This window comes from Oleiharenicola sp. Vm1 (assembly GCF_047777955.1).
GTDB lineage: Bacteria > Verrucomicrobiota > Verrucomicrobiia > Opitutales > Opitutaceae > Didemnitutus.
This window is the reverse complement of the sequence record NZ_CP180537.1, coordinates 1,166,475-1,187,950: the sequence shown is the minus strand read 5'-3', so window position 1 is coordinate 1,187,950 and position 21,476 is coordinate 1,166,475. Positions and strand designations below refer to the sequence as shown.

Below are 21,476 nucleotides of genomic sequence, written 5' to 3'. Positions count from 1 at the left end.
CGCGACCTGGTGACCGTCGGACTCGCCCACGTGCCGTTCGCCGCACCGCTGCTGCTGCAGTGGGTGGCGCTGTTCCGCGAGAGCTGAGCGGGTCAGGGTTTCCGCTCGGGCAGCTTCACGCCCGCGGCGCGCAACAGCTGGTCGAGGCCGGACGGTTTCTTCGCCTTCGGAGCCGCCGGCGCTTCCGCGCTGCGGGGCGGCTTCGCCCCTGGGTCGCGGCGGCGAGGCGCGCGCCGGGCCGGAGCTCCGCGGCGTTCAGGCCGCAGGGCGTGATGTGCGGCGTCGGCGTGACGTTGCGCGTCTTCCGCTTCTCGTCGAGCAGGCGGTGCGCGACCTCGTCGAGGCCCAGGCGCTGCATCGAGGCGCGCAGCGCGGCCTTCATCTCGGGCTTATACCAGAAGAAGAAACTGCGCTGGGTCTGCTTTTCCTCCGGCGAACGCGCGACCTCGACCGGCTGCGCGTTGTAGGGATGCACGCCGGTGGCGTAGATCTCCGTCGCGACCGTCATCGGCGTGGGCGTGAAGTCCTGCACCGCCTCGAGGCGATAGCCGAGGTCCTTGGTCTTCAGCGCGAGGTCGGCCATGTCCTCGGGCCGCGAGCCGGGATGCGAGCTGATGAAATACGGCGTCACCGGCATGTCGGGCTTGCCCGCCTTCGCGGCGGCGGCGCTGAACTTCTCCTTGAACTTGTAGAAGAGGTTGAAGCTCGGCTTGCGCATGATGCGCAGCACGTGGTCGCTGGTGTGCTCAGGCGCGACCTTGATGCGGCCGGGCACGTGGTGCGCGGCGAGTTCCTCGATGTATTTCTCGTGGCTCGCCTTCACCTCGGGCGTCGCGCCCTTGTCGTGGAGGAAGAGGTCGTAGCGGATGCCGCTGGCGACGTAGGCGTGCTTGATGCCCTCGGTGTTGCGGACCGACTCGTAGATGTCGAGCAGCGCGGTGTGGTCGGTGTCGAGGTTGCGGCAGACGTCGGGCCAGATGCAGGAGGGGCGGACGCACTCGTCGCAGATCCACTGCTCCTTGCCCTTCATCTTATACATGTTCGCGCTCGGGCCGCCGAGGTCGCTGATCGTGCCGCGGAAGTCCGGCATCTGTTTCACCGCCTCGACCTCGCGCAGGATCGAGGCCTTGGAGCGCGACGCGACGAACTTCCCCTGGTGCGCCGAGATGGTGCAGAAGCTGCAGCCGCCGAAGCACCCGCGATGCATGTTGATCGAGTGCTTGATCATCTCGTAGGCCGGGATCGGCCCGCGCTTGCGATACTTCGGGTGCGGCAGGCGCGTGTAGGGCAGGTCGAAGGACGAGTCGATCTGCGCCTCGGTCATCGTCGGATAGGGCGGGTTGACCACGAGCAGGCGCCCGCCGACGCGCTGGAGGAGGCGGCGCGCCTTCACGCGGTTCGACTCGGTCTCGATGTTCTTGAAATTCGCCGCGTAGCGCGCGCGGTCGGCGAGGCATTCCTCGTGCGAATGCAGCTCGAAGTCGTCCCAGTTCTTGTTCTTCGGCGCCGCCTCGCCGGCCGGGAGCAGCACGGCGGTCTGCGCGATCGTGGTCAGCGAGGAGAAGGGCACGCCGCGCTTCAGCAGGCGCAGCACCTCCATCAACGGCAGCTCGCCCATGCCGTAGACGAGCATGTCGGCGCCGCTGTCGGCGAGGATGCCGGGCATGAGCTGGTCCGACCAGTAGTCGAAATGCGTCACGCGCCGCAGGCTGGCCTCGATGCCGCCGAGGAGCACGGGCACGTCGGGATAGAGCTGCTTGAGGATCTTCGAGTAGACGGTCGACGCGTAGTCCGGCCGGAAGCCGTGGGCGCCGCCGGGCGTGTAGGCGTCCTCGCTGCGGAGCTTCTTGGCCGCGGTGTAGCGGTTGACCATCGAGTCCATGCAGCCCGCGGTGACGCCGAAAAAGTAGCGCGGCCGGCCCAGCTTCTTGAAGTCGCGCAGGTCATCGCGCCAGTTCGGCTGCGCCAGGATCGCGATGCGAAAGCCCTCGCGCTCGATCAGCCGCCCGACGACCGCGGTGCCGAAGGCCGGGTGGTCCACGTAGGCGTCGCCGGAGACGAGGATCACGTCCACCTCGTCCCAGCCGCGCGCCGCCATCTCGTCGCGCGTCGTCGGGAGCCAGCGGGCCGGATCCCAGGTCGGGTCTTTCTCGTGGGTGGTGGACATCTGCGGCGGAAGGTGGCGCGCACGGGGCGGGAGGCAAGCCGGGTGTTTGCTCGTTTGACCGCCGGCCGCGGCCCGGCATTGTCCCTGCTACCCCGCCCCGCCATGAGCCAGCCCCGCACGATCCTCTGCCTCGCGAGTTTCCACAAGGGTTTCGAGTTCCTGCGCGAGGCCAAGGCCCAGGGCTGGATCGTCCTCCTCCTGACCTCGAAATCGCTCGAGCACGAGGAGTGGCCGCGCGAGGCCATCGACGAGATCTTCTACATGCCCGACGTCGACAAGGTCTGGAACCGCGCCGACGTGATCAAGGGCGTCAGCTACCTCGCCCGCCGCCGCCGGATCGACCGCCTCGTCGCGCTCGACGACTTCGACGTCGAGACCGCCGCCGCCCTGCGCGAGCACCTGCGCATCCCGGGCATGGGCGAGACGACCGCGCGCTACTTCCGCGACAAGCTCGCCATGCGCCTCAAGGCCCGCGAGGCCGGCATCCCCGTGCCGGAGTTCACCCACGTGGCGAACTACGACGACGTCCGCGCCTTCATGGCCCGCGTGCCCGGCCCTGGCTGCTCAAGCCCCGCCTCTCCGCCTCGGCGCTGGGCATCCACCGGATCGAGCGGCCCGACGACCTCTGGCCGAAACTCGACGCACTCGGTGACGAGCAGTCGTTCCACCTGCTCGAGGCCTTCGTGCCCGGCCGCGTCTACCACGTCGACAGCATCGTCAACGACCGCCAGGTGGTCTTCGCCCTCGCCAGCCGCTACGGCGCCCCGCCGCTCGCGGTGATGCACGGCGGCGGCGTCTTCTCGACCGTGGTCTGCGAGCACGGCTCGGCCGAGGAGCGCGCGCTGGTCGCCGCCAACGAGAAGGTGCTCCGCGCGATGGGGCACGTCCGCGGCGCCTCGCACACGGAGTTCATCCAGGCCGCCGACGGCACCTTCCATTTCCTCGAGACCTCCGCCCGGGTCGGCGGCGCGAACATCATGGACCTGATCGAGACCGCCACCGGCCTCAACCTCTGGCGCGAGTGGGCCAAGGTCGAGACGCAGGAGTCCGCCTACCGCGTGCCGCTCTGGCGGCGCGACTACGCCGGCCTGATCATGTCGCTCGCCAGGCAGGAGTGGCCCGACCTCTCCGTCTTTGCCGACCCCGAGGTCGTGATCCGCCACCGGAAGCGCCACCACGTCGGCCTTGTCTGGCGCTCGCCCAGCTTCGCCCGCGTCGAGCAGCTGCAGGCCGACTACCTCGCGCGCGTGCAGCGCGACTTCCACGCCAGCGCGCCGCCGCCGGCCAAGGCGACCGACTGATCCGCCGGGCCACCTTCGAGCGCACCCGCGGAGCGGTTCGACCCGGTCGCCCGGTCGTTCGTCGCATCGCCGTTGCGATTCGCCGTCCGGCGCGCATCTTGGCGGTATGAAACACGTGGAGCTCAGCGATGAGGCCTTTGCCGCCCTCGAGCGGCTCGCGGCCGCCAAGAACCTGCCCCCGTCCGCAGTGCTGGCGTCGCTCCTCGGCGCCGGCAAGCCCCTCGCCGGCGACCACCTGCTCTTCTACCTCGTCAGCGCCGAGTTCACCACCCTGCCGCACCTGACCGAGCGCTACCTCGCCCTGCTCGCCTGGGCGGCGAAGAACTACGCGTGCGACTTCGCGGACTTCATCGCCCACCAGGAAAGCGCCCGCCGCTACCTCATGCTCAGCCGCGACGAGGTGAACGACGTCCGCACCCACAACCACGCCCGCCAGATCGACGGCACGCAATTCTGGGCCGTGATGACGATCGACGACGCCACCAAGGCCCGCTTCGTCCGCCGCCTGCTGGAGTTCATCGGCTGCCACGACGAGACGATCGCGCAGGCGATCAAGGCCATCGGCCTCGAACACGCCTCCGGCCACGGCTTCCGGGTGCTGGCGGGCTGAGCGTCGCGCCGCCATGCCCCGCTCCCACCGGCGCGGGGGCGGCGCCGGAGACGCACTTTCGATTTGTCGCCCGCGGGGCGTCCCGCTGGACTGCCTGCGATGTCCGACGACGCGCCCATCCAGCCCGAGAACAAGACGCGGAGTTTCCAGAACTTCTTCCACTCGGTGCGCTACGCGCTCGAGGGCTTCTGGGCCGCGCTGAAGCACGAGCCGTCGTTCCGCGAGGACCTGCTCTTCGTCGCCTTCCTCACCCCGCTGGCGATCATCCTGCCGGTCAACGCCGTCTCGACCGCCGTGATGGTCTTCTCGCTGTTCCTGATCGTCATCATGGAGCTCGTGAACTCCGCCATCGAGTGGACGATCGACGACATCTCGCTCGCCAAGCGCCCGTTCGCCAAGCGCGCCAAGGACATGGGCAGCGCGGCGGTGTTTCTCGCCTACATCAACTGCTTCGTGGTCTGGGGCGTGATCCTCTTCGCCAACTGGAACCGGATCGCCACCCTCGAGTTCCTGAAATGGCCGCCGCACTTCCTCCCGTAATCCTCGTCACCGGCGCCTCGCGCGGCATCGGCCGCGCCATCGCACAGCACCTGGCCCGGCGCGGCGCGCGCGTCGCGCTCCACTACGCCCGCAACGACGCCGCCGCCCGCGACACGCTCGCGACGCTCGCCGGCGAGGGCCACGCGCCGTTCCGCGCCGACGTCGCCGATCCCGCCGCCTGCGAACGGCTCGTCGCGGACGTCATCGCGCACTTCGGCCGCCTCGACGTGCTGGTGAACAACGCCGGCATCTACGAGGACGACGCGATCAAGTCCGCCAGCTACGCCGAGTGGCAGCGCGTCTGGCGCCGCACGATCGACACGAACCTCCTCGGCCCCGCCAACCTCACCTACCTCGCCGTGCAGCACTTCCGCACCCGCGGCGGCGGCCGCATCGTCAACATCACCTCCCGCGCCGCCTTCCGCGGCGAGCTGACCGCGCAGAGCTACGCCGCCTCCAAGGCCGCGCTCAACATCACCGGCCAGTCCCTCGCCCGCGCCCTCGGACCGGACCACATCCCCGTCTTCACCGTCGCGCCCGGCTGGATCGACACCGACATGGCCGTCGGCGCCCTCACCGGCCCCGGCGCCGCCGAGGTGCTCGCGCAGCACCCGCTCGGCCGCGTCGGCACGGCGGACGAGATGGGCGCCACCGTCGCCTGGCTCGCCCTCGAGGCCCCGGCCAACCTCACCGGCTGCGTCCTCGACGCCAACGGCGCCTCCTACCTGCGCTGAGGCGCGCTCAGCGCATCCGCCCGAACAGATACGCGCCGATGCCGATCATGGCGAGGTTCGGCAGGCAGGCGGCCCACAACGGGTCCATGTAGCCCTTGCCGCCGAAAAGCGACGCGGCGTTCGACAGCAGGTAATAGACGAAGAAGAGACCGATCGACTTCGACACGCCCACCACCGGGCTGACGCGCACGCCCGACACCGCGAACGGCACCGCGATCGCCAGGATGATCAGCGGCCCGAGCGTGTCCGCGAGCAGGCCGTAGTAGCGCACGGCGTAGCGCGTGACCTTCGGGTTGTCCTCGGCGGTGAAGTAGTCGACGATGCGCTCCAGCTCGAAGAACGACAGCTCGCCGGGCTTGCGGTCGATCAGCAGCATCAGCTGCGGGTCCTCGTTGAAGTGCGGCACGGTCTTGTCCTTGAAAACCACCGAGCGCATCACCTCGCCCGCCTCGACGTCGAACCACACCTCGCGCCCGTCGTGGAAGGACCACTGCCGCTTCGCCGGGTCATAGACCGCCTCGCGGGCCATGAGCCGCGTCTTCTCGCGCCGGCGCGCGTCCAGCTCCGAGACGGTGACGCCATAGGCCTTCTGCTCGATGCGGCTGTAGCGGTTGATATACCACATGCGGTTCGCCCGGTGGTTGTCGAAGGCCACGCTCTGCACCATGCCGACCGAGCTCGTCATCGGCATCTTCAGCTGCGCCTGGATGCGGTAGGATTCCTTCAGGCTGCGCGCGCGCTCCACCGACCACGGCACCACGCGGGCGTTCAGCAGCAGGGTGATGCCGCAGGCCACCACGCCCGCCAGCCAGAGCGCGCGCGTCGTGCTGAAGATGTTCAGCCCCGCGGCGCGGATGGCCATGATCTCGTTGTTGCGATGCAGCTTCCCCAGCACGAAGAGCAGCGACAGCAGCAGGGCCAGCGGCAGCACGATCGAGAAATAGCTCGGCATCAGCACCGCGTAGTAGGTCAGGATCTCGTCGAACCCGACGTTGATCTCGAGCAGGTCGCGGAAGTCGTCGTAGAGCGCCTGCATCAGCAGCAGGCCCATCGTGGCGCACAGGATCAGGCCGAGGATTTTCAGCCATTCGCGCAGGAGATAGCGGTCGAGAAGCGTCACGTGCGGTGAGACAAGCGACGGCGCCGCCGGTGTCCAAGCCAATATGTCATGGTGCGGGTCTTGCTCCGCACCGGCCGGGCGCTTCCCTCTCCGCATGCAAATCCTCCTTCGCCTCGCCGCGCTCCTCAGCCTCGCCGCCGCGGCGTCCGCCGCCGAGCCGATCAAGATCGGCCAATACGGCGCCTTCACCGGCAAGGACGCCGACTTCGGCCTCGCCGCGCGCAAGGGCGTCCTCCTCGCCTTCGAGGAGGCCAACGCCGCCGGCGGCGTCCTCGGCCGCCCGGTCGAGCTCATCGTCGAGGACAACCAGTCCAAACAGGGCGAATCCGCCACCATCGCGAAGAAGTTCGTCTCGCGCGACAAGGTCGTCGCCGTCCTCGGCGCCAACATGTCCAACCACTCGCTCGAGGCCGCGCCGGTCTTCCAGAACGCCAAGGTCCCGATGATCGCCATCACCTCGACCGCCCCGCGCGTCACCGAGATCGGCGACTACATCTTCCGCGTCTGCTTCATCGACCCGTTCCAGGGCACCGCCCTGGCCAAGTTCGCCAGCGACACCCTCAAGCTCAAGCGCGTCGCCCTCCTCACCTCGGTCAACAACGCCTACAGCGTCGGCCTGTCGAAGAACTTCCGCGAGCAGATCGCCAAGCTCGGCGGCACCGTCGTGGCCGAGCAGCGCCACAACGAGGGCGACAAGGATTTCCGCGCCCAGCTCACCGCCATCAAGGCCGCCGGCGCCGAGGGCATCCTCCACTCCGGCAACTACACCGAGGGCGCCCTCATCTGCAAACAGGCCCGCGCTCTCGGCTTCACCGGCCCGATCTTCGGCGGCGACGCCTGGGAAGGCCCCGAGTTCGTCGCCATCGGCGGCGCCGCCGTCGAGGGCACCTACTACTCGACCCACGCCTCCAACGAGTCCGCCGCGCCCGCCATGCGGGCCTTCGTCGCCCGCTACCAGAAGCGCTGGGGCGAGCTGCCCAACGCCACCACCACGCTCGGCTACGAGGCCGCGATCCTGCTCTTCGACGCCCTGAAGCGCGCCGGCACCACCGACAGCAAGCCGCTCCGCGACGCCCTCGCCGCGACCAAGGACTTCCCCGGCGTCACCGGCGCCATCACGATCGACGAGAAGCGCAACGCCTCCAAGCCCGCCACCATCGTCGTGATCAAGGACGGCAAGGCGAAGTTCCTCGAGTCGGTCCAGCCCTGACGCGGCCGCGGCCCTGCGGCCGCCCCTCCAGTTGGGGATTGTGCGGGAGCAAGGGCTGGCTTTGCCTGTCGCTCATTCCCGCATGAACCGCCTTACCCCTTCGTCCTCGGCGGCGCCCTGGCTGCCGCCGCCTGCCTTCACGCCGCCGACCCGATCAAGGTCGGCGAATACGCCTCCCTCACCGGCAAGGAGGCCGCCTGGGGCCAGAGCTCGCACCGGGGCACGCTGCTGGCCGTCGAGGAGATCAACGCCGCCGGCGGCGTGCTCGGCCGCCCGCTCGAGCTCCTGACCGAGGACAACCAGTCCAAGCAGGGCGAATCCGCCACCGGGGTGAAGAAGCTCATCACCCGCGACCGCGTCGTCGCCCTCCTCGGCGAGGTGGCGTCAATCCGCACCCTCGAGGCGGCGCCCGTCATCCAGAACGCGAAGATCCCCATGATCGCTCCCGGCGCCGTCAACGCGAAGATCACCGAGGTCGGCGACTACATCTTCCGCGTCTGCTTCATCGACTCCTTCCAGGGCGTCGTCCTGGCCAAGTTCGCCCGCGAGTCCCTCCACGCGCAGCGCGTCGCCATCCTGACCTCGGTGAACAGCGCCTACAGCGTCAGCCTCGCCAAGGTCTTCCGCGAACGCTTCGTCGCCGACGGCGGCACCATCGCCGTCGAGCAGAAATACGCCGAGGGCGACAAGGACTTCCGCGCCCAGCTCACCGCCATCAAGGCCGCCAAGCCCGACGCCATCATCGTGCCGGGCTACTACACCGAGGCCGCCCTCATCTGCGCCCAGGCGCGCCAGCTCGGCCTGACGCTCCCGATCTTCGGCGGCGACGGCTGGGACGACCCGGCGCTCATCGCCATCGGCGGCGCCGCGGTCGAGGGCACGCACTTCTGCACCCACTACTCGCCCGACAATCCCAGCGCCGAGGTGCAGGCCTTCAACGCCCGCTACCGCGCCCGCTGGGGCGAGGCCCCCGGCGCCTACGCCGCGCTCGGCTACGATTCCGTGCTCGTGCTCGCCGACGCCCTCAAGCGCGCCGGCAGCACCGAGCCCAAGGCCCTGCGCGACGCCCTCGCCGCCACCAAGGACTTCCCCGCCGTCACCGGCCGCATCACGATCGACGCCCACCGCAACGCCTCGAAAGCGGCCGTCATACTCACCGTCAAGGACGGCAAGTCGCAGTTCGTCACCGCTGTCGCGCCGTAACGCCGCGCCAGCCTCCCGCCGGTCCGGTCGCGCCCGTCCGGCGGTCGCGCTCCCGCGCCGCGACTGCCCGACCGCGGCTCGCCGCGCCCCGGCCAGTTGGGAGTTGAGTGTTGAAGCGCGCGGGCTTCCATAGCGCATCCGTTCCCTTCCCTCCGTGCTTCGGCGCTCTCACCTCCCCACGCACCGCGCTCCTCGCGACCGCTTTCGCCGCCCTCGCCTTCGTCGCCCTGGCCCTCCTTGCCCACGCGGCGCCGGAGCCGATCAAGCTCGGCATGTTCGCGTCGCTGACCGGCAAGCAGGCCTACTTCGGGGAAACCAACAGCCGCGGCGCCGCCTTCGCCGTCGAGGAGCTCAACGCCGCCGGCGGCCTCCTCGGCCGCCCGGTCGAGCTGCTGGTCGAGGACACGCGCTCGATGCCGGGCGAAGCCGCGACTTCCGCGAAGAAACTCCTGCACCGCGACCACGTCGTCGCGCTGGTCAGCGGCACCGCCTCGTCGCCCGCGCTCGAGGTCGCCCCGCTCTGCCAGGCCGCGGGCGTGCCGCTCGTCGCCGCCACCGCCACCAACCCGCGCGTGACCGAGACCGGGGACTTCATTTTCCGCGCCTGCTTCGCCGACCCTTTCCAGGGCACCGTGCTCGCGCGCTTCGCCAAGGACCGCCTCCACGCCCGCCGCGTCGCCGTGCTCGTCGCCAACGGCTCCGCCTACTCGGTCGGCCTGGCGAAGTATTTCCGCGAGCGCTTCACCGCCGACGGCGGCGAGGTCGTCGCCGAGCCGAAATACGCCGAGGGCGAGAAGGACTTCCGCGCCCAGCTCACCGCCGTCAAGGCCGCCAAGCCCGACGCCGTCTTCGCCTCCGGCGACTACCTCGAGTCCGCCCTCATCTGCGTGCAGGCCCGCGCGCTCGGCCTGACGATGCCGTTCTTCGGCGGCGACACCTGGGACGCCACCGCGCTGGTCGAGCTCGGCGGCAAGGCAGTCGAGGGCGGCTACTTCACCGCCCATTTCTCGCCCGAGGCGCGCGACCCCGCTGTGCAGTCGTTCGTGTCGCGCTTCGCGCAGCGCTTCGGCCTCAAGCCCGACACCGGCATGTCGCTCGGCTACGACGCCGTCATGCTCCTCGCCGACGCCATCCGGCGCGCCGGCTCCACCGACGGCCGCGCGGTGCGCGACGCGTTGGCGGCAACGAAGGACTTCGCCGGCGTGACCGGCCGCATCACGATCGACGCCCAGCGCAACGCCGCCAAGTCCGCCGCCATCTTCACCATCCGCGACGGCAAGTTCGTCTACCTGGAGAGCGTCGAGCCGTGAGGCGCGTTGGCCCGCGCCAGTTGAGGGTTGAGAGTTGAGAGTTGAGAGGTTCACTCGTCGCGCATGTTCAACTTCGAGAAACTGGAGGTCTGGCAAAAGGGGGTGACCTTTGCCGCGCTGGTTTATCGACTGACCCGCGGTTTCCCGGGCGACGAACGCTTCGGGCTGACGAACCAGATACGGCGCGCCGCGGTATCAATCGCCTCGAACGTTGCCGAAGGCTCCGCTCGTCCGCCCGCCGACTACGCGCGCTTTATTGGCTACGCCTCGGGCTCGCTTTCAGAGGTCGTAACCCAAGCCACAATCGCGCGAAACGAGGGCTTTCTCTCTCTCGCCGACTACGAGTGGCTTTACGGAGATGCGGAAGAAATCTCCCGGATGCTCACCGGCCTGCGCCGCTCGCTCGAGTGAGCGTTCCGCCCCTCAACTCTCAACCCTCAACTCTCAACTTTCCCCGCCCCCTGACCGAGTTCCTCCAACAGCTCCTCAATGGCATCTCGCTCGGCGCGATCTTTGCACTCATCGCGCTGGGCTACACCATGGTCTACGGCGTGCTGCGGTTCATCAACTTCGCGCACGCGGACGTGTTCATGGTCGGCGCCTTCGTCGGCTACTACGCCGGCAAGCTCGTGCCCGAGCACTCGCTCTGGGGCGGCCTGCTCGTCCTCGCCCTGGCGATGATCGCCTGCGCCGCGCTCGGCGTCGTCATCGAGCGCCTCGCCTACCGCCCGCTGCGCGGCGGCCCGACGCTCAACGTCCTCATCACCGCCATCGGCGTCTCGCTGCTGCTGGAGAACCTCGGGCAGTTCGTCTTCGGCGCCACCCCACGGCCCTTCCCCGAGCTGTTTCCCGTCACGAGCTACGAGATCGCCGGCCTCTACATCTCCAGCAACCAGCTCGTCGTGATCGGCGTGACGCTCCTCCTGCTTTTCGCCCTCCGCTTCATCGTCATGCGGACGAAGATCGGCACCGCCATGCGCGCCGTCTCGATGAACAAGCAGGCCGCGTCGCTCGTGGGCATCAACAACGACTACGTCATCTCGTTCACCTTCGCCCTCGGCTCCGCGCTCGCCGCGGCGGGCGGCATCCTCTACGCGCTCAACTACCCGTCGATCGATCCGCTGATGGGCGTGCTGCCCGGCCTGAAGGCCTTCGTCGCCGCCGTGCTCGGCGGCATCGGCAACATCCCCGGCGCCGCGCTCGGCGGCATGCTGCTGGGCATCGTCGAGACCTTCGTCAACGGCAGCGAGTGGTCGACCTACAAGGACGCCATCGCCTTCGCGCTGCTGATCCTGATCCTGCTGTTCCGCCCCGCCGGCCTGCTCGGCCGCCACGTGAAGGAGAAGGTCTGAAGCATGGCCACAAAGAGGCACAAAGAAACGCGTCCGCCGTCGCAGACCTCCACCGCGCCTATAGGCGCGCGGAACAATCTCGCCAACACGCCCGACGCTTTTCGTGCCTCCTCGTGGCCATCCCGCCCGGCTTCGTCCGCCGCCTGACGCCCGCCCGCGCATGGAATCGAAAATCGAGAATCCCAAATCGAAAATCCCGCTCCCCACGCCTCACGTGGTGCTGACCGCGGCGATCTTGGCCGCCATCGGCGTTTCCGCGTTCTCCGACCAGATCGATCCCTACTACCTCGACGTCGCCGTCGGCATCGGCATCAACATCATCCTCGCCGTCTCGCTCAACCTCGTGAACGGCTACACGGGCCAGTTCTCGCTCGGCCACGCGGGCTTCATGTCGGTCGGCGCGTATCTCTCCGCCGCGGTGACGATGCTGCTCGGGCCGAAGCTGCTCGGCGAGACCGGCGGCACCGCCTGGCAGCAGGGCGGCCTGTTCTTCGGCGCGCTCGTCGCCGGCGGCTTGAGCGCGGCCTTCGCCGGTCTGCTCGTCGGCATGCCGTCGCTGCGGCTCAAGGGCGACTACCTCGCCATCGTCACGCTGGGGTTCGGCGAGATCATCCGCGTCGTGTTCCAGAACTGCGAGCCGCTCGGCGGCGCGCTGGGCCTCAACGGCATCCCGGCCTACACGACGATCTTCTGGGTGCTCGCCTTCGCCGCCGTCACGATCTTCACCGTCTACTGCCTCGTGCACTCGACCTACGGCCGCGGCTTCCTCGCCACGCACGACGACGAGATTGCCGCCGAGTCGGTCGGTCTCGACACCACGCGCTACAAGATCGTGGCCTTCGTCGTCGGCGCCTTCTTCGCCGGCATCGCGGGCGGGCTCTACGGCCATTTCAAGCAGACCATCTCGGCCAACGGCTTCGATTTCACCAAGTCGATCGAGATCGTCGTCATGGTCATCCTCGGCGGCATGGGCAACACGCTCGGCGTCATCCTCGCCGCCGTGCTGCTCACGCTCCTGCCCGAGGTGCTGCGCGGCTTCTCCGACTACCGGATGATCATCTACTCGCTCCTGCTCGTCGTGCTCATGCTCGTGCGCCCGCAGGGCCTGTTCCACTTCCAGCGCCGGAGGCCGACGCCGTGAGCGAGCCGATCCTCCAGCTCGACCGCGTGACGATCCGCTTCGGCGGCCTCACCGCCGTGAACGCGGTCGATTTCGCCATCGCCGAGGGCGAGCTGGCCGGCCTCATCGGCCCCAACGGCGCGGGCAAGACCACCGTCTTCAACCTCATCACCGGCGTCTACCGCCCCACCGAGGGCGCCGTGCGCTTCGCCAGCCGCGACCTCGCCGGCGTGCCGGCCCACGCCCGCGCGGGCCTGGGCATCGCGCGGACATTCCAAAACATCCGCCTCTTCGGCAGCCTCAGCGTCCTCGACAACGTCCGCGTCGCCATGAACCTCCACCGCGAGAACTCGCCGGCGCAGGCGCTGGTGCGCCTCGGCCAGTTCCGCCGCGAGGAGGCCGCGCTGACCCAGCGCGCCGACGAACTGCTCGATCTCTTCAACCTCCGCCGCTTCCGCGATGCGCCGGCGAAGAGCCTCCCCTACGGCGAACAGCGCCGCCTCGAGATCGTCCGCTGCCTGGCCACGAAGCCGCGCCTGCTGCTGCTCGACGAGCCGGCCGCCGGCATGAACCCGAGCGAGAAGGTCGCGCTCGTGGAGCTGATCCAGCGCGTGCACCGCGAATTCAAACTCTCGATCCTCCTCGTCGAGCACTCCATGCGCGTCGTCATGGGCTGCTGCTCGCGCATCGGCGTGCTCGACTACGGCGTGAAGATCGCCGACGGCACGCCGGCGCAGATCCAGTCCGACCCGAAGGTCATCGAGGCCTACCTCGGCGAGGACCACGCCACCTCGCTCTCGCACCATTGAGCCGCGCCATGCTCGAAGTCACCGACCTCTCCGTCTCCTACGGCGCCATCAGCGCGCTGGGCGGGATTTCCTTCCGCATCGAGCAGGGCCGCATCGTCACCCTCGTCGGCGCCAACGGCGCGGGCAAGACCACCACGCTCAAGACCCTCTCCGGCTTGCTGCGGGCCAAGGCCGGCACGGTGAAATTCAAGGGCGAGGACATCACGCGCCTGCCGCCGCACCACATCGTCGCCCGCGGTCTCGGCCACGTGCCGGAGGGCCGCATGGTCTTCGCCAACCTCACCGTTGACGAGAACCTCGCCATGGGCGCCTACCTGCAGAAGGACCCGGACCGCATCGCGCGCAACCGCGACTACGTCTTCGGCATCTTCCCGCGCCTGAAGGAGCGCCTCGACCAGGCGGCCGGCACGCTCTCGGGCGGCGAACAGCAGATGCTCGCCATCGGCCGCGCGCTGATGGGCGACCCGCAATTGCTCATGCTCGACGAGCCGTCCCTCGGCATCGCCCCCAAGCTCATCAGCACGATCTTCGAGAAGATCATCGAGATCAACCGCGAGCACGGCGTCACCATCCTGCTCGTCGAGCAGAACGCCAAGCTCGCCCTCGAGATCTCCCACGACGCCTACGTCCTCGAGTCCGGCCGCGTCGTGATGCAGGGCCCCTCGGAAAAACTCCGCGCCGACCCGCAGCTCAAGGCCGCCTACCTCGGCGGCTGACGGCCCCGACAGTCCGGCAGGCTCGGCGTTGCGCGGCGCCGGCGTCCGTCGCAGCCTTCCCGCCACCCCATGAAAACCCGCCTCGCGCTCGGTTGTCTCGTCCTGCTCGCCTCGTCCCTGACCGCGGCCGCGGCCGCGCCGCTCGCCGCCTGGCCGGAGCCGACCCGCGAGAACAAGCCCTGGGCCCGCTGGTGGTGGCCGGGCAACGCCGTCGACGAGCCGAACCTCACGCGCGAGCTGGAGTCGCTCGCCGCCGCCGGTTTCGGCGGGGTCGAGATCACGCCCATCTACGGCGCGCGCGGCTCCGAGTCGCGCTACGTGGATTTCCTTTCCCCGCGCTGGATCCAGCTCGTCGCGCACACTGGCCGCGAGGCGCAGCGCCTCGGCCTCGGCGTCGACATGGCCACCGGCACCGGCTGGCCCTTCGGCGGCCCGTGGATCCAGCCGGCCGACGGCATCCAGAAAGCCGTGCTCGTCGACGGCAAGCTCGCCGGCGCGCCGACCGGCATGAAGGTCAAACGCGCCGCGCCGGGCGACGAGGGGCTCGTCGTCGACCCCTACTCGCCCGCCGCGCTCGGCCGCTACCTCGCGCCCTTCGGCGCCGCCTTCGAGCATTTCCCCCGCGAGCTCCTTCGCAGCCAGTTCCACGACTCCTTCGAATACTACGAGTCCTCCTGGACGTCCGAGCTGCCGCGCGTCTTCCGGGAAATGCACGGCTACGACGTGCAGGAATTCGCCGCCGCGCTGACCGCCAAGGACGGCGCCGGCACGCTCCCGCCCGAGACGCTCGCCCGCATCAAGGCCGATTACCGCACCACGCTCGCCAAGCTCCACCTCGACTACGTCCGCACCTGGCGCGACTGGTCGCACGCGCGCGGCTGGCTCATCCGCAACCAGGCGCACGGCGCCCCGGCCAACCTGCTGGATCTCTACGCCAACGCCGACATTCCCGAGGTCGAGGTGTTCGGCTCCACGCCCTTCGCCATCCCCGGCCTGCGCCGCGACCTCGCCGACATCCGCGGCGACCACTCGATGCCCGAATCGCTCATTCTCCGGATGGCGTCGTCCGCCGCGCACGTCGCCGGCCACCCGCTCACCTCCTGCGAGACGCTCACCTGGCTGCGCGAACACTGGAAGGAGGCGCCGTCGATGATGAAGCCCGAGATCGACCGCACCTTCGCCGAAGGCATCAACCACCTCGTCTACCACGGCAACGCCTACTCGCCCGCCGACGCGCCGTGGCCGGGCTGGCTCTTCTACGCCTCGACCGAGTTCAACGACCGCAACCCGCTCTGGTCGGACCTCGCCGGCCTCAACGCCTACGTCACCCGCGTGCAGTCGATCCTCCAGGCCGGCGCCCCCGACAACGACATCCTCGTCTACTGGCCCGCGCACGACGTCTGGGACAACCCGAAGGGCTTGATGAAGATGCTCGAGGTCGCCGACACGCGCTGGATGGTCGACTCGCCCGCCGGCCAGCTCGGCCGCGCGCTCCTGGCCCGCGGCTACGGCTTCGACTGGATCTCCGACGACCAGCTCGCCGCGACCTCGACCGCCGGCAAGAAGAGCCGTCTCCTCCGCACGCCGGGCGGCAACACCTACCGCCTGCTCGTCGTCCCCGCCGCCCGCCGCATGCCGGTCGAGACGCTCCGGCAGATCGCCGCCCTCGCCGCCGCCGGCGTGCCGGTGGTCGTGCAGCAGCTCCCCGAGGACGTCCCCGGCTACGGCCGCCTGGACGAGCGCCGGGCCGCCTTCAAGGAACTGCTGGCCGCCCTCGCCCGCACGCCCGCCGCGGTCGTGGGCCGCACCGCCCCCGAGGCCCTGCTCGCCGCGCCGGCCTTCGCCCGCCACGCCCGCCGCGAGGCCATCGTCGACGACGGCGCGAGCTTCATCCGCCGCCGCACCGATGCCGGCCACGACTACTTCTTCGCCAACCTCGGCGCGAAGCCGATCGACGGCTGGGTGACGCTCGGCGTCAGCGCCGCCGACGCGTTCATCCTCGACCCGCTGTCCGGCCGCATCGGTCGCGCCGCGCTTAAGACCGACGCCCCGCAGGCCTCCGTCTACCTCCAGCTCGCCAGCGGCGAGTCGCTCATCGTGCGCACGAGCGACCGCCCGTCAGCCGACGCGACGCCCGCCTGGGCCTACACCGCGCCCGCCGGCGCGCCCGTCGCCCTCGCCGGCCCCTGGCAGATCGACTTCGTCCGCGGCGGCCCCGCGCTGCCCGCCCCGATCTCCGCCGCGGAGCTGAAATCCTGGACCGAGCTCGGCGACGCCGAGGCCCGGCGCTTCGCCGGCACGGCGCGCTACCGTCTCGAATTCGAGCTCCCCGCCGGCGCCCGCGCCGACGACTGGATGCTCGAGCTCGGCGACGTGCGCGAGACCGCCCGCGTCCGCCTCAACGGCCACGACGCCGGCCTCGCCTGGTCGCTGCCGTTCCGCCTGCGCGTCGGCGCCTTCCTCCAGCCCGGCCGCAACACGCTCGAGCTCGAGGTGACCAATCTCGCCGCCAACCGCATCCGCGACCTCGATCAGCGCGGCGTCGCCTGGAAAATCATGCGCGAGATCAACTACGTCGACATCCGCTACAAGCCCTTCGACGCCGCGAAGTGGGACCTCACCCCTCCGGCCTGCTCGGCCCGGTGCGCCTGGTGCCGCTCACGCGGGTGGCGCCCCGCTAGCCCCGGCCGATTCCGCCGCTTGATTTTTTCCAGAGCCCGCTAAACTAGCGGGCTTCGTTTTTTCGTTCTCCCAACGTCCAACCACCGACTCTCAACCCGAGCCATGTCCACCGCCACTCCGCAAAAATTCGAGTTCCAAGCCGAAATCAAGCAGCTGCTCGATATCGTCATCCACTCGCTCTACACGGAGAAGGAAATCTTCGTCCGCGAGCTGGTGTCGAACGCCTCCGACGCCCTGGAGAAGCTCCGCCACCTCCAGCTGACCGAGAAGGACGTCCACGACGACAACCTGCCGCTCGAGATCGCCATCACCACGGACGACAAGGCGAAGACCGTCACGATCCAGGACTTCGGCCTCGGCATGACGCGCGAGGAACTGATCCAAAACCTCGGCACCATCGCCCACTCCGGGTCGAAGCAGTTCCTCAAGGCGCTGGGCGAGTCCGGCGCGAAGAACTCGAACCTCATCGGCCAGTTCGGCGTCGGCTTCTACAGCGCGTTCATGGTCGCGAAGTCCGTGAAGGTCTACTCCCACTCGTGGCGGAAGGACGCGCCCGGCCACGTCTGGTCGAGCGACGGCTCCGGCAGCTACGAGATCGAAGAGGTCGACGGCCAGCGCCGCGGCGCGAAGATCGTCGTCGAGCTGAAGGACGAGTGCGCCGAGTTCGCCCAGGATTGGAAGCTCAAGGAGATCCTCACCCGCTACAGCGCCTTCGTCGGCTTCCCCATCACCCTCAACGGCGAGAAGATCACCACCGTTCAGGCGCTCTGGCTGCGCAACAAGTCCGAGATCAAGGACGAGGAATACACCGAGTTCTACAAGTTCCAGGCCCACGCCCACGACGCCCCGCGCTACCGCCTGCACTTCAACGCCGATGCGCCGCTCACGATCAACGCCCTCGTCTTCGTGCCGCAGGAGAACACCGAGAAGCTCGGCTTCGCCCGCCTCGAGCCGTCCGTCGCCCTCTACTGCCGCAAGGTCCTGATCGACGCCCAGCCGAAGGACCTGCTGCCCGAGTGGCTGCGCTTCCTCAAGGGCGTGATCGACAGCGAGGACCTCCCGCTGAACATTTCGCGCGAGACGATGCAGGACAAGGCCCTGCTCGACAAACTCGGCAAGGTCATCACCAAGCGCTTCCTCAAGCTCCTCGAGGAGGAGTCCGCCCAGCGCGCCGACGCCTACAACGAGTTCTACGCCCAGTTCGGCATCTTCCTCAAGGAGGGCGCCGCGCTCGACTTCACCCACAAGGACCAGCTCGTGAAGCTGCTCCGTTGGGAATCGTCGCTGACCGAGAAGGGCAAGACCACCTCGCTCGCCGACTACGTCTCGCGCCTGAAGGACGGGCAGAAGGAGATCTATTACCTCGTCGCCCCGAACCGCGAGGCGATCGAGTCCGGCCCGTATCTCGAGGGCTTCAAGGCCCGCAACCTCGAGGTGCTCTTCTGCTACGAGGCGGTCGACGAATACGTCTTCAACAACGTCCGCGAGTTCGACGGGAAGAAGTTCCTCTCCGCCGACCACAGCGATGTGAAGCTCGAGGACGTCCCGCAGCAGGGCGAGGCGCTCAGCGAGGCCGACGTGAAGGACCTGACCAAGTGGCTGAAGGACGCGCTCGGCGCGCAGGTCGCCGAGGTGAAGTCGTCCGACCGCCTCGTCGGCTCGCCCGCCCTCGCGACCAACGCCGACAAGTTCGCCTCGCCGATGATGCGCCGGATGATGAAGGCGATGAAGAAGCCCGGCGAGGCCGACGAGCCCGTGAAGGTAAACCTCGAGATCAACCCGCGCCACGCGGTGATCAAGAAGCTCCACGCCCTGCGCGCCGCCGACGCCGACAAGGCCGAGCTCGTCGCCGAGCAGCTGCTCGACAACGCCCTCATCGCCGCCGGCCTGCTCGAGGATCCGTCGCGCATGGTGGCGCGCCTGAACAAGCTCCTCGAGAGCGTCTGACGCCGCGGTCTCGGCGCGGGAGACAGCAATTTTCGCACTACAAACAAGCGGCGGCGCACGACGCGCCGCCACTTGTTTTCACGCGGCCTTGGCGGGATAGTAGGGCATCCGCGGGCACGTCGGCTGCCCCTCAGACGACGGACCGACGGCGTGCGCCGCCTCCCCGGGCCTGCGCCGGGGCTCGTTCATGTTCCCCAACCCGTCGCGCCCATGAAAACTCCGCGCATCCTCGCGAGCCTCTCGCTCGCCGCGGCGCTGGCCAGCCCGGTCTCCGCCGCTCCTCCGCCGGAAAGCCCTGTCAGCCTGCGAGACATCGACTATCCCGCGCAATTGATCCGTCGCGGCATCACCAGCGGCGAGGTGCGCGTCCTGCTGAAGATCGGTCCGGACGCCCGTCTCCAGGACGCGCTCGTCACCGCCTACACCAACAAGGCCTTCGCCGACGCGACGCTCGCCGCCCTGCCCCAAGGCACGTTCCGCCCGCAGAAGGTCGAAGGCCAGCCGGTCACCACGGTCGCGCAGCTCACCGTCCGCTTCGAAGTCAGCGGCCTGGTGGTCGTGGAGCGCTACGCCAACGACGGGCCGGAGCTTCCGCCCGGAGTCTTTGCCTACCAGCCGTGCAACCCGGAGCGCCTCGACCGGCCGCTGCAGCTGCTCTCCGGTCCGACGCCGGTCTACCCGATCAGCCTGCGCGAGCAGGGAGTGCACGGCCGCGTGGTCCTCGAATACTATGTCGACGAAGCCGGCCGCGTTCGCATGCCCGTCGTCAGCGAGACGGAAAACGAACTGCTCTCCAGCCTGAGCATCCAGGCGGTCGAGCAGTGGCAGTTTTCGCCGCCGAGCAGTCGCGGCCAGCCCGTGCTGGTGCACGTCCGGCAGACGTTCCTCTTCGGCGCGGAGAAAACCGGCTGATCAGCCGCGAGCCCGGCGCAGCCCCGTGAGACGCCCCGGTGGCCACCGGGGCGTCGATCCGTCCGGGTTCTACGCCGCGCCTAGGCCAGCAGGTGCTGCCATTGGTCCTCGCGCGCGGCGCGGGCGGCCTTCAGGGCGCCGACGGCGACGTAGCGCTTGAAGTCCTGTCCGGCGAGCCGGACCTTCGGCGCCTCGAAACCGTCCGCGGCGAGCTTTTCCTGCAACACCAGGTCGATCCCCCGGATGCGGCTGCCTCCGCCGGTGACGACGATGTTCTGCAGCAGCTGCGCCACCGAGTCGGACGACGCGCGCGCGATCAGCGCGGTCAGCGCCGGATAGATTTTCTCGATCAGCCGGTTGCAGGCGCGGCCGATGATCTCCCCGAGCTCGAGGGTGTGGCTCTTGCCCCCGATCAGGACCTTCACGTCGATCGGCTTGCGGACGGCGCCGACGTAGGAGTGCTCCTCCTTGATCTGCCGGATGGTCGCGCGCGACAGGCCGTTGTTCGGGTAGATGCGTTGCAGCTCGTCCTCGATGATCTTGTCGATCGCGTCGCCGGCGAAAGGCAGGCTGATCTGGTCCTCGCGCGTCGGGAAATAACCCTGGATCAGGCACAGGTCGCTCGTGCCGCCGCCGATGTCGACGAAGAGCGAGTTGGTCACCGGGTCGACGTAGTTCGGCTGGCCGAGACGCGCGTCGTCGCGGAAGCCGAGCGCCGCGAGGAACGGCTCGGGGATGAGCAGCACGCGGTCGAACACGCCAGTGGCGCACGCGCGGATGTCCTCGCGCGCGGGCTCGCCGGCGTTGGCCGGGACGCCGATCACGACGCGGACCTCGGCGGCGCCGCTCGGATCGATGACGGCGCGGATGCGCTGGATCAGGTCGCGTGCGGCGTCACGGTGCGCGATGATGCCGTCCTCGAGCGGCGCGATCATCCGGAGTTGCAGGCGGTGATTCAGCGCCTCCTCGCCGATCAGCAGCGTCGCGTTGCCCGCGATGATGCCGTCGACCAGGCCTTCGCGGGCGTAGCCGACGACCGACGGCACGATCTTGCTGACGGTGATGTCGCGGTTGTCGGCGGGGCCGGCGACCACGCACGAGGCGTTGGTGCCGAGATCGAAACCGGCGATGATGCGCTTGCGATCGCCCGGCCGGCGCGCCGGCGGCGCTTCGGCCGGGCGTTCGAGATTCGCGGGCGTGGCGGCGGCGGGAACTTTCTTTTCCAGGGTGGCAGTGGTCATGTTGTCGTGGTTCGGGTTGTGGGGAAACTCACCGGCTTCGCGCCTGGCTCTCGCTCGCCAGCATCGCGTCGAGCAGGTCGGCGATCGCGGGCGGCTCGGACGGCGCGGGCGCACGCGGCTCGCGCGGGCGCGGTGCGCGGAGGTCCGCCCCGCGCGCGACGCCGGACGAACCGGGCGCCAGCTGCTGCACGATGAGCTCGGCGATCGCGAGCGCCTCCGCCGCGCGCTCACTCTCGCGCGCGAAGATCTGGCGCAGCTCGCTCTCCGGGAGCGCGTCGGCGCCGAGCTTGCGCGCGCGGCCTGCACGGCCGCAGCAAGCTGGTCGCGCTCCAACGCGGACGCCGCGGCATCGCCCTGCTCGCGCAGCAGGCAGATGCGCCGGATCAAACGGATCACGGGAGTCGCGGGATGGTCTTCGACGGACGGAAACATCGCAGGAGAAATTCGCGTGTGTCCGCCCCAACGACTCGCCGGTCCGAAGAAAGTTCGAAAAATCGGCCCC

20 protein-coding genes are annotated in these 21,476 nt (G+C 69.3%); 16 read left to right on the top strand and 4 right to left on the bottom strand.

Features of this window, described 5'->3' with window-relative positions:
- Positions 1–115: 115 nt before the first annotated feature.
- Complete coding sequence (locus ACMYLB_RS06210; protein WP_415910081.1) at positions 116–2,167, bottom strand: YgiQ family radical SAM protein; 2,052 nt, start codon at positions 2,165–2,167, stop codon at positions 116–118.
- Between the two features lie 102 nt (positions 2,168–2,269).
- Here ACMYLB_RS06210 and ACMYLB_RS06205 point away from each other — a divergent pair, with 102 nt between their 5' ends.
- The 5 genes from ACMYLB_RS06205 to ACMYLB_RS06185 all read left to right on the top strand — a co-directional run bounded on the left by ACMYLB_RS06205 (position 2,270) and on the right by ACMYLB_RS06185 (position 5,352).
- Positions 2,270–2,947 carry an ATP-grasp domain-containing protein gene (locus ACMYLB_RS06205; RefSeq protein WP_415910080.1) on the top strand — a complete coding sequence of 226 codons (678 nt, stop codon included), beginning with the start codon at positions 2,270–2,272 and terminating at the stop codon, positions 2,945–2,947.
- The gene (locus tag ACMYLB_RS06200; RefSeq protein WP_415910079.1) at positions 2,851–3,468 is read left to right on the top strand and encodes an ATP-grasp domain-containing protein; all 618 of its coding nucleotides are present in this window, start codon (positions 2,851–2,853) and stop codon (positions 3,466–3,468) included. The genes ACMYLB_RS06205 and ACMYLB_RS06200 overlap by 97 nt, the downstream gene beginning before the upstream one ends.
- A 106-nt stretch (positions 3,469–3,574) precedes the next feature.
- A complete protein-coding gene (locus tag ACMYLB_RS06195; RefSeq protein WP_415910078.1) occupies positions 3,575–4,078 on the top strand; it encodes a hypothetical protein in 504 nt (167 codons plus the stop codon).
- Between the two features lie 99 nt (positions 4,079–4,177).
- Positions 4,178–4,618 (top strand): diacylglycerol kinase, encoded by a 441-nt coding sequence (locus tag ACMYLB_RS06190; RefSeq protein ID WP_415910077.1) that lies wholly within the window; start codon positions 4,178–4,180, stop codon positions 4,616–4,618.
- Positions 4,594–5,352 (top strand): SDR family NAD(P)-dependent oxidoreductase, encoded by a 759-nt coding sequence (locus ACMYLB_RS06185; protein WP_415910076.1) that lies wholly within the window; start codon positions 4,594–4,596, stop codon positions 5,350–5,352. The genes ACMYLB_RS06190 and ACMYLB_RS06185 overlap by 25 nt, the downstream gene beginning before the upstream one ends.
- Before the next feature lie 7 nt (positions 5,353–5,359).
- On the opposite strand, the gene ACMYLB_RS06180 is transcribed toward ACMYLB_RS06185, so the two are convergent.
- Positions 5,360–6,472, bottom strand: a complete 1,113-nt coding sequence (locus ACMYLB_RS06180) for an LptF/LptG family permease (RefSeq protein ID WP_415910075.1) — start codon at positions 6,470–6,472, stop codon at positions 5,360–5,362.
- Between the two features lie 94 nt (positions 6,473–6,566).
- Between ACMYLB_RS06180 and ACMYLB_RS06175 the strand changes: the two genes are divergently transcribed.
- The 11 genes from ACMYLB_RS06175 to ACMYLB_RS06125 all read left to right on the top strand — a co-directional run bounded on the left by ACMYLB_RS06175 (position 6,567) and on the right by ACMYLB_RS06125 (position 19,733).
- Positions 6,567–7,682 carry an ABC transporter substrate-binding protein gene (locus tag ACMYLB_RS06175; RefSeq protein ID WP_415910074.1) on the top strand — a complete coding sequence of 372 codons (1,116 nt, stop codon included), beginning with the start codon at positions 6,567–6,569 and terminating at the stop codon, positions 7,680–7,682.
- 117 nt (positions 7,683–7,799) lie between these two features.
- Positions 7,800–8,885 carry an ABC transporter substrate-binding protein gene (locus tag ACMYLB_RS06170; protein WP_415911044.1) on the top strand — a complete coding sequence of 362 codons (1,086 nt, stop codon included), beginning with the start codon at positions 7,800–7,802 and terminating at the stop codon, positions 8,883–8,885.
- A 107-nt stretch (positions 8,886–8,992) separates the two neighbouring features.
- The gene (locus ACMYLB_RS06165) at positions 8,993–10,195 is read left to right on the top strand and encodes an ABC transporter substrate-binding protein (protein WP_415910073.1); all 1,203 of its coding nucleotides are present in this window, start codon (positions 8,993–8,995) and stop codon (positions 10,193–10,195) included.
- Between the two features lie 63 nt (positions 10,196–10,258).
- On the top strand, positions 10,259–10,606 hold the full coding sequence (locus ACMYLB_RS06160) for a four helix bundle protein (RefSeq protein WP_415910072.1): 348 nt from the start codon (positions 10,259–10,261) through the stop codon (positions 10,604–10,606).
- Positions 10,607–10,656: 50 nt separating this feature from the next.
- Positions 10,657–11,547, top strand: a complete 891-nt coding sequence (locus ACMYLB_RS06155) for a branched-chain amino acid ABC transporter permease (protein ID WP_415911043.1) — start codon at positions 10,657–10,659, stop codon at positions 11,545–11,547.
- 160 nt (positions 11,548–11,707) lie between these two features.
- A complete protein-coding gene (locus ACMYLB_RS06150; RefSeq protein WP_415910071.1) occupies positions 11,708–12,688 on the top strand; it encodes a branched-chain amino acid ABC transporter permease in 981 nt (326 codons plus the stop codon).
- Positions 12,685–13,476, top strand: coding sequence for an ABC transporter ATP-binding protein (locus tag ACMYLB_RS06145; protein WP_415910070.1), 792 nt, complete (start codon positions 12,685–12,687; stop codon positions 13,474–13,476). The genes ACMYLB_RS06150 and ACMYLB_RS06145 overlap by 4 nt, the downstream gene beginning before the upstream one ends.
- A gap of 8 nt (positions 13,477–13,484) precedes the next feature.
- Positions 13,485–14,192, top strand: a complete 708-nt coding sequence (locus tag ACMYLB_RS06140; RefSeq protein ID WP_415910069.1) for an ABC transporter ATP-binding protein — start codon at positions 13,485–13,487, stop codon at positions 14,190–14,192.
- Positions 14,193–14,261: 69 nt separating this feature from the next.
- Complete coding sequence (locus tag ACMYLB_RS06135; RefSeq protein WP_415910068.1) at positions 14,262–16,916, top strand: glycosyl hydrolase; 2,655 nt, start codon at positions 14,262–14,264, stop codon at positions 16,914–16,916.
- 60 nt (positions 16,917–16,976) lie between these two features.
- Positions 16,977–18,821, top strand: a complete 1,845-nt coding sequence (gene htpG / locus ACMYLB_RS06130; protein ID WP_415910067.1) for a molecular chaperone HtpG — start codon at positions 16,977–16,979, stop codon at positions 18,819–18,821.
- Between the two features lie 210 nt (positions 18,822–19,031).
- Positions 19,032–19,733, top strand: a complete 702-nt coding sequence (locus tag ACMYLB_RS06125) for an energy transducer TonB (RefSeq protein ID WP_415910066.1) — start codon at positions 19,032–19,034, stop codon at positions 19,731–19,733.
- A gap of 80 nt (positions 19,734–19,813) precedes the next feature.
- On the opposite strand, the gene ACMYLB_RS06120 is transcribed toward ACMYLB_RS06125, so the two are convergent.
- Both ACMYLB_RS06120 and ACMYLB_RS06115 read right to left on the bottom strand, forming a co-directional pair.
- Entirely contained in the window at positions 19,814–20,974 is a 1,161-nt protein-coding gene (locus ACMYLB_RS06120) for a rod shape-determining protein (RefSeq protein ID WP_415910065.1), read from the bottom strand.
- A 28-nt stretch (positions 20,975–21,002) separates the two neighbouring features.
- Entirely contained in the window at positions 21,003–21,164 is a 162-nt protein-coding gene (locus ACMYLB_RS06115) for a hypothetical protein (protein ID WP_415910064.1), read from the bottom strand.
- Between the last annotated feature and the right edge of the window lie 312 nt (positions 21,165–21,476).